The organism is Streptomyces sp. NRRL F-5135 (assembly GCF_000719775.1).
Taxonomy (GTDB): domain Bacteria; phylum Actinomycetota; class Actinomycetes; order Streptomycetales; family Streptomycetaceae; genus Streptomyces; species Streptomyces hebeiensis.
Genome location: NZ_JOHR01000013.1, coordinates 38491 through 54242, shown reverse-complemented (window position 1 = coordinate 54242; position 15752 = coordinate 38491). Strand labels below are relative to the sequence as shown.

The window sequence follows — 15752 nt, the reverse complement described above, 5'->3', positions numbered from 1 at the left end:
TCACTTGGCGTGTATGTTCCGGGGCCGAGAGCCTTGGAAGGGACCAAACCGGTGAACAAGAAGCTTGTGGCCGCACTGTCCGGCGGTGCGGTAGTGCTGATGGCACTGTCCGGATGCGGCGGCGATGACAGCGAGACCAAGACGAACGACTGGGCCAAGAAGGTCTGCGACCAGGTCCAGCCCCAGCTGACGAAGATCGCGGACGCCAACACCTCCATCCAGCAGGCGACCTCGGACAGCAGCAAACCCGCCGATGTGCAGAAGACCGACTCAGCGGCCTTCCAGTCCATCTCCGACGCCTACAAGTCGCTGGGTACGGCCGTGCACGGCGCCGGCGCACCGCCCGTCGTGGACGGCGAGCAGACCCAGCAGGAGGCCGTCAAGGAGCTGAACGCGACCTCGGCGTCGTACGCGGGCCTCAAGCAGAAGGTCGACGCGCTCGACACCAAGGACCAGGCGAGCTTCGCGGACGGCCTCAAGGGCGTCGCGGACGAACTGGACAAGCTCAGCAAGAACGGCGACCAGGCCCTCCAGAAGCTCCAGTCCGGCGATGTCGGCAAGGCGATGGCGAAGCAGCCCGGCTGCCAGAAGCCGACCCCGTCGGGCGGCGGTGCCGCGGCGCCGGCGGGCGAGTCGGCCTCGTAGCGCCCGGTACGAAAGCCGGTCGGCGCACGGCGGGCCGGGCCGCGGAGCCGTTGTCAGTGGGAGCCGACACAATGGGCGGGTGAGTACGACCAGCCTTCCCGTGCCCGACCGCTCGCCCCGACTCCGCGCGGCCCTGCTCGCCGCCGAATTCACCGCCGACGGCCTGCTCGACCTGCTCGGCGCCCCCGCCTACGCCGCGTTGGCCCGCGGTGAGACAGTCCCCGCGTTGCGCGCCACCCGGGGCGGCACGCCGCTCGAGACGCTCGTACGGCTGTTCCTGCTCCAGCGCCCGGTCCCCGAGGACCGGGCGGCGGCTGTGCTCCCGCTGGACGAGGCGCTCGCGGACGGCTGGGTCGTACGGGACGACGGGGCTGGCCTCCGCGCCACGGTGGACGTCCGCCCGTACGGCGGGCCCGAGGGGGAGGACTGGTTCATCGTCTCCGACCTCGGCCGCTCCGTCGGCGGGGCCGGGGGCGCCGGTGGCCATGACGCGGGAGTGGTGCTCGGGGTCGGCGGCGCGTCCACGACCCTGGCCGGGATCACCGTCCGCGCCCCCGTCGGATCGGCGCTCGACCTCGGCACCGGCTCCGGCATCCAGGCGCTGCACGCCACCCGGCACGCCACGCGGGTCACCGCCACGGACCTGAACCCGCGGGCGCTCGGCTTCACCCGGCTCACCCTGGCCCTCTCCGGCGCGCCCGCCGCCGAGCTGCGGGAGGGGTCGCTGTTCGAGCCGGTCGAGGGCGAGAGTTACGACCTGATCGTCTCCAATCCGCCGTTCGTCATCTCACCCGGCGCCCGGCTCACCTACCGGGACGGCGGGATGGGCGGGGACGATCTGTGCCGCACGCTCGTTCAGCAAGCGGGAGACCGGCTGAACGAGGGCGGGTTCGCCCAGTTCCTCGCCAACTGGCAGCACGTGGAGGGGGAGAAGTGGCAGGAGCGCGTCCGCTCCTGGGTGCCGCGCGGCTGTGACGCCTGGATCGTGCAGCGCGAGGTCCAGGACGTGGCGCAGTACGCGGAGCTGTGGCTGCGCGACAGCGGCGACCACCGGGACGGTCAGGGGGCGTACGAGGCGCGGTACGCGGCATGGCTGGACGAATTCGAGGCCCGGCGGACCAGGGCGGTCGGATTCGGGTGGATCACGCTCAGGAAAACGGGTGCGGAGCCGCCGTCGATCGTCGTGGAGGAGTGGCCGCACGCGGTCGAACAGCCGCTCGGCGAGACCGTGCGCGCACATTTCGACCGGCAGGACTTTCTGCGCGCGCACGACGACGCGGCGCTCCTCAGCGGTCACTTCGTGCTGGCACCGGAGGTCGTCCAGGAGCAGGTCGGGCTGCCGGGCGCGGAGGACCCCGAGCACGTGCTGCTGCGGCAGAACCGGGGAATGCGGCGGGCCACGAAGGTCGACACGGTCGGTGCCGGGTTCGCAGGGGTGTGCGACGGCGAGCTCAGCGCGGGGCGGATCCTGGACGCGATCGCACAGCTGATGGGGGAGGACCCGGTGGTGCTCCGGGACCGCACGCCGCAGGCGATCAGGACGCTGGTGGAGGAGGGCTTCCTGGAACCGGCACGGCGGTGACGACGGCGTCGGCAGAGCCCCGCCAACGGTAGGCGGTGGTTCACCCGGAGTTCGTGTCGCTGACGCTCCGGGGTGCCAGCCTCGGCCTTCTCACGTCCGGGCGGCGCCCCACGGCGAGCGCCGGCACAGGGAAGCGGGGTACGGCATGGAGAGCGGGCCGGCGGTCTTCGCGGGAGCGGTGTTCGTCCTGTTCGGGGCCGCGCTGCTGATATGGACCGCGGCCCGGGCCCGGCACGGCGCGCCGGTGGCCCTGGGCGTGCGCCCCGTCCCGGCCATCACCCTCGCGACACTCTCGGGCGTGGTCTTTCTCGTTCTCGGCGTGTGGTGCTTCGGTCGTATCTGATCCACTCGGCCGGGACTTCGATCCGGGCCGCGGAGCCGGAGCGGAATCCTCCGACCATGATCGTCCCGGTCCCGCGTTCCGTCCCGCCGTACGCGCCGGACCTGCATCGGATCCCCCGTGGCGGGCCGCGGGACGGCACCCTCCGCGGCCCGTGGCGGAAGCCGCGCCGACGCCCCGGAGCGGGCCCGTGGCCGGGGTCCGGGCGGCAGGAATGCCCGGAGTCGGGTTACCGTTCGAGTGGCCGTTGCGGTCTTTCGCCGTTTGACACGGGGGCGGGTTGTACCGTCACACTCCGCAGCGAAGCAGCGTCACCGCCGGGCCGTACCGGGCCCGACCGTGCCGCACTGATGTACTGAACGTACTGCCGAACGGGCCCATAGAGCGTCGACCGGAGAGAAGAGCGAAGTTGTCCCCGACCAGCGAGACCGCACATGGCGGCCGCCGACTCGTCATCGTGGAGTCGCCCGCCAAGGCGAAGACGATCAAGGGCTACCTCGGCCCTGGCTTTGTCGTCGAGGCGAGTGTCGGGCACATCCGCGACCTCCCGAACGGGGCCGCCGAGGTGCCGGAGAAGTACACCGGCGAGGTGCGCCGCCTCGGCGTGGACGTCGAGCACGACTTCCAGCCCGTCTACGTCGTCAACGCGGACAAGAAGGCCCAGGTCAGAAAGCTCAAGGAACTGCTGGCCGAATCCGACGAGCTCTACCTCGCCACCGATGAGGACCGCGAGGGCGAGGCCATCGCGTGGCACCTCCAGGAAGTCCTCAAGCCCAAGGTGCCCGTCCACCGGATGGTCTTCCACGAGATCACCAAGGACGCGATCCGGGCCGCCGTCGCCAACCCTCGCGAGCTGAACACGCGGATGGTCGAGGCCCAGGAGACCCGCCGCATCCTCGACCGCCTCTACGGCTACGAGGTGTCGCCGGTCCTGTGGAAGAAGGTCATGCGCGGCCTCTCGGCGGGCCGGGTCCAGTCCGTCGCGACCCGGCTCGTGGTCGAGCGGGAGCGCGAGCGCATCGCGTTCAGCTCGGCCGAGTACTGGGACCTGACGGGCACGTTCGCCACCGGCCGCGCCGGTGACTCCTCGGACCCGTCCTCGCTGGTGGCCCGGCTGAACTCGGTCGACGGGCGACGAGTAGCCCAGGGCCGCGACTTCGGCCCCGACGGCCGGCTCAAGACCGACCAGGTGCTGCACCTCGACGAGGTGAACGCGCGGGCGCTCGCCGCCGCGCTGGCCGATTCCTCGTTCTCGGTGCGCTCGGTCGAGTCCAAGCCGTACCGCCGCGCCCCGTACGCCCCGTTCCGTACGACCACGCTCCAGCAGGAGGCCTCGCGCAAGCTGGGCTTCGGGGCGAAGGCCACCATGCAGGTCGCGCAGAAGCTGTACGAGAACGGCTTCATCACCTACATGCGTACGGACTCCACCGTCCTCTCCGACACCGCCGTCGCGGCGGCCAGGGCGCAGGTCACACAGCTCTACGGGGCGGCGTACCTGCCGGACAAGCCGCGTACGTACGCCGGGAAGGTCAAGAACGCGCAGGAGGCGCACGAGGCGATCCGGCCCTCGGGCGACCGGTTCCGCACGCCGGCGGAGACCGGGCTGACCGGCGACCAGTTCAGGCTCTACGAGCTGATCTGGAAGCGGACCGTGGCCTCCCAGATGAAGGACGCGGTCGGCAACAGCGTCACGGTGAAGATCGGCGGCCGGTCCGCCGACGGCCGGGACGTCGAGTTCTCCGCGTCCGGCAAGACGATCACCTTCCACGGCTTCATGAAGGCCTACGTGGAGGGCGCCGACGACCCGAACGCGGAGCTGGACGACCGCGAGCGCCGGCTGCCGCAGGTCGCCGAGGGCGACGGGCTGACCGCCGAGGAGATCTCGGTCGACGGCCACGCCACCAAGCCGCCGGCCCGTTACACCGAGGCGTCGCTGGTCAAGGAGCTGGAAGAGCGGGAGATCGGCCGCCCGTCCACCTATGCCTCGATCATCGGCACCATCCTCGACCGGGGCTACGTCTTCAAGAAGGGCACGGCACTCGTCCCGTCCTTCCTCTCCTTCGCCGTCGTCAACCTGCTGGAGCGGCACTTCGGCCGACTGGTCGACTACGACTTCACGGCCAAGATGGAGGACGACCTCGACCGCATCGCACAGGGCGAGGCCCAGGCGGTGCCGTGGCTGAAGCGGTTCTACTTCGGAGAGGCCGGCGACTCGGCGGGCGCGGGTGCCGCCTCGGACGCGGGGAACGGCGACGGAGATCACCTCGGCGGGCTGAAGGAGCTGGTCACGGACCTCGGCGCGATCGACGCGCGGGAGATCTCCTCGTTCCCCGTGGGCGACGGGATCATGCTGCGCGTCGGGCGGTACGGGCCGTACGTCGAGCGCGGCGAGAAGGACGCGGAAGGCCACCAGCGCGCGGACGTGCCGGAGGACCTGGCGCCCGACGAGCTGACGGTGGCGTACGCGGAGGAGCTGCTGGCCAAGCCGAGCGGCGACTTCGAGCTGGGGACGGATCCTGAGAGCGGCCACCCGATCGTGGCGAAGGACGGCCGTTACGGGCCGTACGTGACGGAGATCCTTCCGGACGGCACGCCGAAGACCGGCAAGAACGCGGTGAAGCCGCGCACGGCGTCGCTGTTCAAGTCGATGTCCCTGGACACGGTCACGCTGGAGGACGCGCTCAGGCTGATGTCGCTGCCCCGGGTCGTCGGCACCGACCCCGAGGGTGTCGAGATCACGGCACAGAACGGCCGCTACGGCCCGTACCTGAAGAAGGGCACGGACTCGCGGTCCCTGGAGCGCGAGGAGCAGCTGTTCAGCATCACGCTGGAGGAGGCCCTGGCGATCTACGCACAGCCGAAGCAGCGGGGGCGGGCCGCGGCCAAGCCGCCGCTGAAGGAGCTGGGCACGGACCCGGTGAGCGAGCGTCCGGTCGTGGTGAAGGACGGACGTTTCGGGCCGTATGTGACGGACGGCGAGACGAACGCGACGCTGCGGACCGGCGACAGCGTCGAGGAGATCACGCCGGAGCGGGGCTACGAGCTGCTCGCCGAGAAGCGCGCCAAGGGGCCGGTGAAGAAGACCGCGAAGAAGGCGGCGAAGAAGGCTCCCGCGAAGAAGACGGCGGCGAAGAAGGCGACGGCGGCGAAGAAGACCGCCGCGAAGAAGACGACGGCCAAGACCGCGACGGCCAAGACCGCGACGAAGAAGGCGGCCGCGACGAGCGCGGCCACGAAGAGCGCCGCCGCGAAGAGGGTCCCCTCGGACGGGTAACGGGCGGTCGTACGGCCAAGCCCCTTGACCGTACGACCGTATGTTCGGACGTGGTCGTCGAGGAGACCGTGGGGCCCGATAGGCTGGGCGGATGACGCGAGCCGAGCAGCCAACGGTCGTGAGCCCCACCTCCGACTCCGACGCACTTGCCGCAGACTCACGAGAGCGCGCCGTACGGGCCCTGTTGCGCCTTCCTCCGCTCCGGCGGTTGTGGGGCGCCCAATTCGCCGGTGGTGTCGGCGACGTACTGGCGATTCTCGTGCTTCTGCTGCTGTCGTTGCAGGCGGCGATCGCCGAGGGCTCATTCGGTGCTGGATACCGGGGGGTGGCGTTCGCCGTCGCCGCGGTGTTCGGGGTGAGGATCCTCGCCACGCTGCTGTTCGGGGCGATCCTGCTCGGTCCGGTGTCGGCGTTGGTCGCTCCCGGCAGCGGGAAGGGCGGCGGCGCGGGAGCCCGCGCACGTACGGCGGGGGCGGAGACCGGTGCCGGCAGTGCCGCCGGGGCCGACCAGGCCACCGCCGAGGGAGCCACCACCGATGAGAAGTCCGGTGAGGGGACCGGCAAGAAGCCGGGCAGGGCAGCGGGGGCGTCGGCCCTCCGGACCGGCGGCGCCGACCGGGACGGCGGCCCGCTGGACCGGCGCTGGACGATGATCGTCGCGGACGTGCTCCGGCTCGTCCTGCTGGTGATCGCACCGCTGTGGATCGAGTGGACCCCGGGCCGCGCCCTGCCCATCCTGCTCTCCACTGTCTTCGTCGTCGGGGTGGCCGAGCGCTTCTGGGCGGTCGCCCGGGAGAGCGCGGCGCCCGCGCTGCTGCCCGTTCCGCCGCTGGAGGGCGCGGTGGTGCGCCCGCTGCCCGACCACCTCGACGCGCTGCGCCGGCTCACACTGCGTACGACTTTCCTGGCCGTGCCGGCCGCCGCCCTGGCCCTGCTCGTGGCCACGCTGATCGGCAATCTTCTTGGCGCGGGCATCGCGTGGTTCACGGAGCACCAGGCGGCGCTCGGGTCGTACGTCGCCGCGGGACTGTTCGCCGCGTCGGTGTCCACGCTGTTCTTCCTCGAACTGCCCGACGGCAGGACGCCCCGCCCGAGGTCTCCGCTCGAAGGGCTGCGCCGCCCGACGGGCGGCGGAAGCGGTGACGCGTCCGACGCGTCCCAGCAGGACGGTGCGCGTACGGGTGACAAGACGCGTACGGGTGACAAGGGGCGTACGGGCGCGGTGCCGCTGCTCGTCCTCGCCTGTGGTGCGGTGGCGGGCGCGGTCGCGGCCGCCGTGGGCGTCTTCGTGCTCCAGGCCAAGGACCTCGGCGGTGGCCCTGTCGCCTTCGCGCTGCTGGTCCTCGCCATGACCGGAGGCACGGGGCTCGGCATCCGGAGTGCGGCCAAGGTGCTGCCGGCGCTGTCCCGCAGGCGTCTCCTCGCGCTGGCGATCATGCTGACCGGTGTCGCGCTGCTGGTCATGGGGCTGGTGCCGGACCTGGCGACGGTGCTGTTCCTCGCACTGTTCGCGGGCTTCGCCGCCGGTGTCGTGGCGAATACCGGACACACGCTTCTCGACCAGGAGGTCGAGGAGTACCGTCGACAGCGTGTAACTGAACATTTGCATGCTGTTGTCAGGGTCTTCGTCGCGCTCGGCGTGGTCATCGCCCCCCTCGTCGCCGCGGCCATCGGCCCGCACCGCCTCGTCGGCGGCTCGTTCGTCTTCGCGCATGACGGCGCGGCGTTCACGCTGATGCTGGTCGGCGCGCTGCTGCTGCCCGTCGCGGCGGTCGTGCTGGCGAAAACGGACGACCGCTCCGGCGTGCCGTTGCGGCGCGATCTGCGGGACGCGCTGCTCGGCGGGGCCGACCCGGCCCAGGCCCCTGCCGCCACCGGCTTCTTCATCGCGGTCGAGGGCGGCGACGGTGCCGGGAAGACCACCCAGGTCGAAGCCCTCGCGGAGTGGATCCGTGCCAAGGGCCACGAGGTCGTGGTCACGCGCGAGCCGGGTGCCACCCCGGTCGGCAAGCGACTGCGCTCGATCCTGCTGGATGTGTCGAGCGCCGGTCTGTCGAACCGCGCGGAGGCACTGCTGTACGCGGCGGACCGTGCCGAGCATGTCGACTCGGTCGTACGACCCGCCCTGGAGCGCGGCGCGATCGTGATCTCGGACCGCTACATCGACTCGTCCGTGGCGTACCAGGGCGCGGGCCGCGATCTCTCGCCGACCGAGATCGCCCGTATCTCGCGCTGGGCGACGGGTGGTCTCGTGCCGCATCTCACGGTGCTGCTCGACGTCTCCCCGGAGACCGCGCGGGAACGTTTCACGGAGGCCCCGGACCGGCTGGAGTCGGAGCCGGCGGAGTTCCACCAGCGCGTGCGGTCCGGCTTCCTCACGCTCGCGGCGGCGGACCCCACCCGCTACCTCGTCGTGGACGCGGGGCAGGAACCGGCCGCGGTCACCACGGTCGTACGGCACCGGCTCGACCAGATGCTGCCGCTCTCCGAGGCCGAGGTGAAGGCCCAGGAGGAGGCGCGGAAGGCGGCCATCGAGGAGGCCAGGCGCAAGGCGGAGGAAGAGGCGGCGCGCAAGGCCGAGGAGGAGCGGCTGGAGCGCGAGCGCCAGGCGCAGCTCGCCAAGCTCCGCGCCGAGGAGGAGGAGCGCAAGAGCCGCGAGCTGGAGGAGGCGCGGCAGCGCGAGGCCGCGCGGAAGGCCGAGGAGGCCAGGCAGCGGGCGGAGGAGGCGCGTCGGCAGGCCGAGGCGGAGCGCGAGCGGCGCGAGGCCGAGGAGCGGGCGTACGAGGCCGAGCAGGAGCGTCTGCGGAAGCAGGCCCAGGAGGAGGCCCGGCTGCGCGCGGAGGCCGCCGAGCGGCGCCGTGAGAAGCAGCGCAAGGCTGAGGAGGCGCTGCTGCGGGCGGAGGAGGCGCGCAGGCGCGAGGAGGAGTCGGCGGCCGAGACCACGCTGACCACGCCGATCGTCAGGCTGCCGGAGGCGGACGCCGGATCCCGGAGTGGTTCGGCCGAGGGCTCCGCCACGCGTTCCTCCCGCGGCTCCGTGGCGCCGGACGACGTGACGCAGGAGGTTCCGGCCGTCCGCCCCGAGGAGGAGACGACGGCCCTTCCGCAGGCCCGGCCGCGGCCCTCTGACGGCTCGGGCGAGTACGAGGACGGAGCCCGTGGGGGCGCGCGGGGCGCGGAGGAGGCGCGGGCTGCCGACGAGACCGCCGTGCTGCCGTCCGTACGGGGCGACGAGCCGGCGGCCGACCGGGTGCCGCGGGACTTCTTCCGCAAGGACGACGGACCGGCGCGCCGGGACTTCTTCCGCAAGGACGAGGGCCCGGAGCGGTCCGTGGAGCGGGAGAGCGAGCGGACCAGGGAACTGCCGCAGTTCGCGCCGGAGTCCGCTCCGGAGCCCGAGGCGGCGGACGAGCACGACCGTGCTTCCGAGCGCCCCCGCCGCCGTTCGGACTGGGCGGAGGAGACCCCGTTGGACGACCTGCCGACCTTGGCGGACGAACTGCTGGGACCGCGCGACGACGACGCCGCCGGGTCCGGCGGCGACGGCCGTGACCGCCGTGGTCAGGACGAGGAGAGCGACGGAGGGCGCCGCCGCCGTCGGTGACGCCGGACGAGTCGCCGCGAGACGCGAGATCCGACGGACGGCGTCGTGGGAGCCGGGCAGCCCGGCGGAGCGGCGAGGATCGGGCGGAGCGGGGATTGTCGGACCCCGGCCTCACAATGGAGTGCGAGACGACAAGGACCCGGGCGGCGTGCGCGCCCGGGTCCCGTACACGGCACGGAGGCGGTGACGGGGCATGACCGTATGGGAGGACCTGGTCGGGCAGGACCGGGTGCGGACGGCGCTCGCGGCGGCCGCCCGGGACGCCGACGCGCTCGTGACGGCCGATGCCTCCGGCACGGCTCCGCCCGAGGCCTCGAAGATGACGCACGCCTGGCTGTTCACCGGGCCTCCGGGGGCGGGCCGGGCCACCGCGGCCCGCGCGTTCGCCGCCGCGCTCCAGTGCACGGGGCCCGACCGGGCGCTCGGCGGGGAGCCGGGGTGCGGATTCTGCGACGGCTGTCATACGAGCCTGATCGGTACGCACGCCGACGTCGAGGTCATCCGCACCGACCTGCTCTCCATCGGTGTCAAGGAGACCCGCGAGCTGGTGCGGCGGGCCCAGCTCTCCCCGGCCGTCGGGCGGTGGCAGGTCATCGTGATGGAGGACGCCGACCGGCTCACCGAGGGCGCGGGCAACGTCCTGCTGAAGGCGGTGGAGGAGCCCGCGCCCCGTACGGTCTGGCTGCTCTGCGCGCCTTCCCTGGAGGACGTGCTGCCGACGATCCGCTCCCGTTGCCGCCACCTCGTGCTGTCCACGCCGTCGGTGGCGGCGGTGGCGGACTTCCTGATCCGGCGTGACGGGATCGAGCCGGAGGCCGCGCGGGCCGCGGCCCGGGCCACGCAGGGACACATCGACCGTGCCCGTCGGCTCGCCACCGACGAGCGGGCCCGCGCCCGCCGGGCGACCGTGCTCAAGATGCCGCTGCGGGTGGAGGAGATCGGTGGTTGCCTCAAGGCGGCCCAGGAACTGATCGACGCCGCGGCGGAGGACGCCAAGCAGGCGTCCGAGACCGTGGACGCGAAGGAGACGGAGGACATGAAGGCGGCGCTCGGGGCCGCGGCCGGCGGCCGGATGCCCCGGGGGACGGCGGGAGCGATGAAGGAGCTGGCCGACCGCCAGAAGCGGCGTTCCACCCGTACCCAGCGGGACAGCCTCGACCTGGCCCTCAGCGATCTCACCGGCTTCTACCGCGACGTCCTGGCCCTCCAGCTCGGCTCGCGGGTCGCGCTCGCCAACGAGGACGTACGGGACGCGCTGGACCGGGTGGCCCGCGCCTCGACGCCGGAGCGGAGCCTGCGCCGGATAGAGGCGATCGGCGCCTGCCGCCAGGCGCTCGACCGCAACGTGGCGCCGCTGCTGGCGGTCGAGTCCATGGCGGTGTCGCTGCGATAGGGCTGACCGGAGCGTGGCCCGACCACCGACGGCGCGGCGCGTGACCGGACCCGGACGCGGACCCCGAGGCGGACCGGACGCGCGTCGGACGCGGAGGGCCGCGTCGAACACGTAGGGCGCGACGGGTTCGGAAGAGGGACCTTACGAGTGCGGAGCGGGACCAGCGAGGCCCGAGGCAGGCCCGGCGGGACCCGAGGCAGGCCCTGCGGACTCGCGACGTGATCATAGGGGAAGTCACTCGTCCGTGAGCTGTCGGCGTTGGGTGACGGCTCGGCGGTTAGGCTCCGGGAATGGACACCAGGCGCCTGTCACGTTTCTCCGTCGCCACCTTCGTTGCGGTCGGTCTGCTGATCTCCGGCTGCAGTCCGGACAGTTCCTCGCCAGAGGCGTCCCCCTCGGACTCGGCCACGGGATCCGGCGCGGGCCCGGCGTCCGTGGACCAGGCGGCACTGCGGAAGTTCTACGAGCAGAAGCTCCGCTGGCGCGAGTGCGGGACCGCCGGTTTCCAGTGCGCCACGATGAAGGCCCCGCTCGACTACGCCAAGCCGGACGGGGCCGAGATCGACCTGGCCGTCGCCCGCAAGAAGGCCACCGGTCCCGGCAAGCGCCTCGGTTCCCTGCTGGTCAACCCGGGCGGCCCGGGCGGCTCAGCCATCGCCTACCTCCAGTCGTACGCGGGTATCGGCTACCCGGCGCCGGTGCGCGCCCAGTACGACATGGCCGCCATCGACCCGCGCGGCGTCGCCGGCAGCGAACCCGTCACATGCCTCAGCGGCAAGGAGATGGACGCCTACACCCAGGTCGACCAGACGCCGGACGACCAGGCGGAGACAAAGGAACTGGCCGCGGCCTTCAAGACCTTCGCGGAGGGCTGCCAGAAGCGTTCGGGCACCGTCCTCCCGCATGTCTCCACGGTCGAGGCGGCCCGTGACATGGACATCTTCCGGGCCGCGCTGGGGGACGAGAAGCTGTCGTACGTCGGGGCCTCGTACGGGACCTTCCTCGGCGCGACCTACGCGGAAATGTTCCCCCGGCGCACCGGCCGGCTCGTCCTCGACGGCGCGATGGACCCGTCCCTGCCGGCCGTCGAGCTCAACCGTGACCAGACAGCCGGTTTCGAGACCGCGTTCCAGTCCTTCGCCCGGGACTGTGTGAAGCAGGCGGACTGCCCCCTCGGCACGACGTCCGCGGCCGACGCCTCGAACCGCATGAAGGCGTTCTTCAAGACCCTGGACGCCAAGCCCGTGCCGGCCGGGGACGGGCGCCGCCTGGGCGAGTCCCTCGCCACGACCGGCGTGATCGCCGCGATGTACGACGAGTCGGCCTGGCCGCAGCTCCGCGAGGCCGTCGCCGGCGCCATGCGGGGCGACGGCGCCGCCCTGCTCGCCCTGGCCGACTCGTACTACGAGCGCGACAGCGAGGGCTCGTACGCCAATCTGATGTACGCCAACTCCGCCGTGAACTGTCTGGACCTCCCGCCCGCCTTCGACTCCCCGGAGGCGGTGACCAAGGCGCTCCCCTCCTTCGAGAAGGCGTCCCCGGTCTTCGGCACGGGCCTGGCCTGGGCCTCCCTGAACTGCGCCTACTGGCCCGCCAAGGCCACCGGCTCCCCCCACCGCATCGAGGCCGAGGGCGCCGCCCCGATCGTCGTCGTCGGCACCACCCGCGACCCGGCGACCCCGTACAAGTGGGCACGGTCCCTCGCCTCCCAGCTCTCCTCCGGCACCCTCCTCACCTACGACGGCGACGGCCACACCGCCTACGGCCGGGGCAGTGACTGCATCGACACGGCGATCAACACCTACCTCCTGGAGGGCACCCCGCCCGCCGACGGCAAGAAGTGCTCCTGACCTGCGACAACCGCTCCGGACCGGGCGTGTACGGAGCACCCCCGGAAACTGTGTAGACTTGGGCGCGCCGCAGATCGCACGATGGTGCGGCAGGCAAGCCGCCTTAGCTCAGTTGGCCAGAGCAACGCACTCGTAATGCGTAGGTCTCGGGTTCGAATCCCGAAGGCGGCTCCACCCTCTGACCAGGGAAAACAGTTCGAACAGAAGGCCCCCGCGAAGATCGCGGGGGCCTTCTGCGTGAGCGGATGGGAACAACCTGGGAACATGCCGTCAGGCAGCGTCCTGGGTGGGGCGGATGTCCGACGTGACGCGGATCGAGGAGTGTCCGAGCCGCCGCGGGACGGCGGTCATGGCTGCGTCCGCGCGCAGGGCGAGCGTGCTCATCAACGGTCACCTCGTGCCGGTCCCGGGCTCGGCCGGTCGGAGGAGCGGCTGTCGGCCCGGACAGGTGACCGGAGGAATTCACGAATCGCGGGAGCGATGGCGCAGGCGAGGTCTTCGGGCGTCTGAAGGTCGTTGCCGATCTGGACCATGGCCAACTGGCCGTTGGGGAGGGTGCCGGCGGCCTCTTCGGCAAGAGCGGTGGGGTGACGTGGGTCGGTGCCGGGGAAGACGAGGGTCGGCACGGTGATCCCGGCGAGTTCGCTGATGCTTCGGAATGAGCGGTCGTGGCCGATGGCGGCTGCGGCCACGATGCTGGCGGGATCCGAACGGGGGATGGCGTCGCGCACCATGGCCCCGACAACGGGCGGGAAATCGGCGAGTATGGGCTCCCAACCGGCCTCGATGCCGTCGGCCGCAACGCGGGCGGCGAACGCATCAAGGAAGCGGATCTCGGCGTCCTTCGATTCGTCGTCCTCGATGTCCTCCACCCCGATCAACACGGCGGCTCTCACCCGGTCCGGGTGTGCGGCTGCAGTCCTGAGCGCGATCGTGGAGCCAAGGCCCGCTCCGGCGAGTACGGCATCGGGGAGACCAATGTGGTCCAGGAGGCAGATCACATCCTTGGTGTACTGGGTCCAGGTGTGGCGGGCCGGGTCCCTGCAGACCGAACGGCCGTAGCCTCGCAGGTCGGGCAGTATGACCATGTGGCGGTCCGCGAGCCGTTCGGCCAGGGGAAGCATGCTCGTGTGGTCGGGGCCGCCGGCGTGCATGAGGACAAGGGCTTGGCCTTCTCCTATGACGGTGGCGTGCAGGGCACAGTCGTCGGCCGTCCGGTAGCTGATCTCTGCCATGAACCGAACCTAGAGCGGCTACAACGGCGTCCGGAACACAAAATCCGCCGATCGATGTCGTGATCCTGCCACCTTGGGCATCACCGCACCTCCCATCGCCACGACCACTGAACTCGGCGGACCTGCATGGAGGCCGTCGCAGAGGCGCCCTGGTCACCGCTGTCCTCACCGTGCCCGCCGCCCTGGTGCCCGGCCCCGCGGTGGCCGTCGCGGACACCGCGCACGGTGCGGAAGGCTACCCGTGCTGAGAGGCCCCTCAAGTACGTGTCCGAACGAGCCGGCGGCGCAGTCCTGTCGCTCCTGAGGGGGACCCGGCGACGCCGCAGAAGGCGCTTGGCCTACCGTGACCCCTGGATGAATACCCCCTCGGGGTATACAGTTGCTCGCGTGGGGGCCGGGAACGGTCTCCCGTACGGGATGGAAGTCGGGGAGGACGGTCATGGATCACGGCGCGCACCACCACACCGAAACCCACGGGCATGCCGCGCATGCCGGCCCCGGGGGCCACGGCGCGTACAAGGGCCACGCCCACCACCAGGGGGCCTCTTGGCCGATGGCCGCGAAGGCGACCTTGCACTGCCTGACCGGGTGCGCCATCGGCGAGATCCTCGGCATGGTCATCGGCACGGCGCTGGCGTGGGGCAACGGCCGGACGATGGCGGCCGCGATCGTGCTGGCGTTCGTTTTCGGCTACTCGTTCACGCTCTTCGCGGTCCGCCGGGCGGGCCTGGACTTCACCGCCGCGCTCAAGGTGGCGCTGGCCGCCGACACGGTGTCGATCGCCGTGATGGAGCTGGTCGACAACGGCATCATCGCGCTGGTGCCCGGGGCGATGGACGCCCACCTGAGTGAGGGGCTGTTCTGGTCGTCACTGCTGGGTGGCTTCGTGGTGGCGTTCCTGATCACCGCGCCGGTGAACAAGTGGATGATCGGCCGCGGCAAGGGCCATGCCGTCGTCCACGCCTACCACTGAACTCCTCGGTCACGCACGAGCTCTGCCCGGCTGTGCGCCGAGGCGTGCCGTTCGTGCGAGCAGGCTTGCGGCGAGCTCCTGCTGAGCCTTGGCTGACGCGCAAGGGCGCGGCGCTCGCTACTCGTCGTGGAGTTCCGCGCGGACGCGGCGCGAGGGCTGGAAGGCGTACAGGTCGAGGATGTCGGGCGGGTCGGTGACGCCAGGTCCACCGCCCTTGACCCACGTGGTGATGTCGGCGGTGGCGTCGGGGTCGTTGACCAGGCCGAGCCAGACGGGCCGCCCGCCGTTTCCACGGCCCTCGGCGGAGGGCTGGACGACGATGACGTTGGCGCGCTCGCACGCGTCGAGGCAATCGACGACTCGTACGGTGGCCGTGGCGTCGAGGGCTTGGCGCAGTTCGCGGAGCTGGGCGGTGTGATCGAGACCGGGGACTTTGGGAGTGCCGCAGCAGCAGCCGCGGCAGACGGTGACGGTGGGCCGTGCCGCCCCCGGCCCGGGGGCGGCACGGCGGTTGCGTATGTTCACGCGGTGTCCTTGGCGAATCGGGGCCGGGCGGCCTCGCGCGGCAGGCGCGGACCGTTGAGGCCGACAATGACGGTGGAGCCCTCGTGCCCGGCGACGCCGAGGGGCAGCGGGAGCGTGCCGATCAGGTCACGGCCTCGCAGCCTACTGCCGGGCGCTGTGGCCCGCGTGGCGGGGACCCGGGTCGGACCCCCGCGTGCGGCGGGGACCTGGCGGCGCCCTCGGACATGAACGGGTACCGCACACCTCATGTCCCGTCTCCACGGGGTCTCGCCCCGCCGGCCTCGCCCGGTGGGGCGACCGGCCTGCTCAGCGGTCGGCGCTGCCGGGCGGT

10 protein-coding genes, 1 tRNA gene and 1 pseudogene are annotated in these 15752 nt (G+C 72.0%); 10 read left to right on the top strand and 2 right to left on the bottom strand.

The window, feature by feature from the left end:
• The first annotated feature begins 51 nt into the window (after nucleotides 1–51).
• The 8 genes from IG02_RS0122605 (at nucleotide 52) to IG02_RS0122570 (ending at nucleotide 12862) form a co-directional block, all read left to right on the top strand.
• Nucleotides 52–645, top strand: a complete 594-nt coding sequence (locus IG02_RS0122605) for a hypothetical protein (protein WP_030751097.1) — start codon at nucleotides 52–54, stop codon at nucleotides 643–645.
• Nucleotides 646–724: 79 nt separating this feature from the next.
• The gene (locus tag IG02_RS0122600) at nucleotides 725–2227 is read left to right on the top strand and encodes a DUF7059 domain-containing protein (RefSeq protein ID WP_030751094.1); all 1503 of its coding nucleotides are present in this window, start codon (nucleotides 725–727) and stop codon (nucleotides 2225–2227) included.
• A gap of 145 nt (nucleotides 2228–2372) precedes the next feature.
• Nucleotides 2373–2570: a hypothetical protein gene (locus IG02_RS0122595; protein WP_030751091.1), complete on the top strand. Its 198-nt coding sequence runs from the start codon at nucleotides 2373–2375 to the stop codon at nucleotides 2568–2570.
• 406 nt (nucleotides 2571–2976) lie between these two features.
• Nucleotides 2977–5841, top strand: coding sequence for a type I DNA topoisomerase (topA, locus tag IG02_RS0122590; protein ID WP_030751088.1), 2865 nt, complete (start codon nucleotides 2977–2979; stop codon nucleotides 5839–5841).
• A 91-nt stretch (nucleotides 5842–5932) separates the two neighbouring features.
• Complete coding sequence (gene tmk / locus IG02_RS37945) at nucleotides 5933–9445, top strand: dTMP kinase (protein ID WP_051765540.1); 3513 nt, start codon at nucleotides 5933–5935, stop codon at nucleotides 9443–9445.
• Between the two features lie 193 nt (nucleotides 9446–9638).
• Entirely contained in the window at nucleotides 9639–10838 is a 1200-nt protein-coding gene (locus IG02_RS0122580) for a DNA polymerase III subunit delta' (RefSeq protein WP_030751082.1), read from the top strand.
• Between the two features lie 290 nt (nucleotides 10839–11128).
• Complete coding sequence (locus IG02_RS0122575) at nucleotides 11129–12688, top strand: alpha/beta hydrolase (protein ID WP_030751080.1); 1560 nt, start codon at nucleotides 11129–11131, stop codon at nucleotides 12686–12688.
• A gap of 97 nt (nucleotides 12689–12785) precedes the next feature.
• Nucleotides 12786–12862 (top strand) — tRNA-Thr (locus IG02_RS0122570).
• A 209-nt stretch (nucleotides 12863–13071) separates the two neighbouring features.
• Here IG02_RS0122570 and IG02_RS0122560 read toward each other — a convergent pair.
• Nucleotides 13072–13923, bottom strand: coding sequence for an alpha/beta fold hydrolase (locus IG02_RS0122560; RefSeq protein ID WP_030751077.1), 852 nt, complete (start codon nucleotides 13921–13923; stop codon nucleotides 13072–13074).
• 439 nt (nucleotides 13924–14362) lie between these two features.
• On the opposite strand from IG02_RS0122560, the gene IG02_RS0122555 reads away from it, so the two are divergent.
• Nucleotides 14363–14896, top strand: coding sequence for a DUF4396 domain-containing protein (locus IG02_RS0122555; protein WP_030751074.1), 534 nt, complete (start codon nucleotides 14363–14365; stop codon nucleotides 14894–14896).
• 27 nt (nucleotides 14897–14923) lie between these two features.
• Nucleotides 14924–14992 (top strand): annotated as a pseudogene (locus IG02_RS43965) (four-helix bundle copper-binding protein); the annotation flags it as partial.
• Between the two features lie 21 nt (nucleotides 14993–15013).
• Here IG02_RS43965 and IG02_RS0122550 read toward each other — a convergent pair.
• Nucleotides 15014–15421, bottom strand: a complete 408-nt coding sequence (locus IG02_RS0122550) for a hypothetical protein (RefSeq protein ID WP_030751071.1) — start codon at nucleotides 15419–15421, stop codon at nucleotides 15014–15016.
• Nucleotides 15422–15752 lie beyond the last annotated feature (331 nt).

Coding starts and splice junctions, on each gene's coding strand:
- IG02_RS0122595 (WP_030751091.1), top strand. CDS start 2,373: ATGGAGAGCGGGCCGGCGGTCTTCGCGGGAGCGGTGTTCGTCCTGTTC.
- tmk (WP_051765540.1), top strand. CDS start 5,933: ATGACGCGAGCCGAGCAGCCAACGGTCGTGAGCCCCACCTCCGACTCC.
- IG02_RS0122580 (WP_030751082.1), top strand. CDS start 9,639: ATGACCGTATGGGAGGACCTGGTCGGGCAGGACCGGGTGCGGACGGCG.
- IG02_RS0122575 (WP_030751080.1), top strand. CDS start 11,129: ATGGACACCAGGCGCCTGTCACGTTTCTCCGTCGCCACCTTCGTTGCG.
- IG02_RS0122560 (WP_030751077.1), bottom strand. CDS start 13,923: ATGGCAGAGATCAGCTACCGGACGGCCGACGACTGTGCCCTGCACGCC.
- IG02_RS0122555 (WP_030751074.1), top strand. CDS start 14,363: ATGGATCACGGCGCGCACCACCACACCGAAACCCACGGGCATGCCGCG.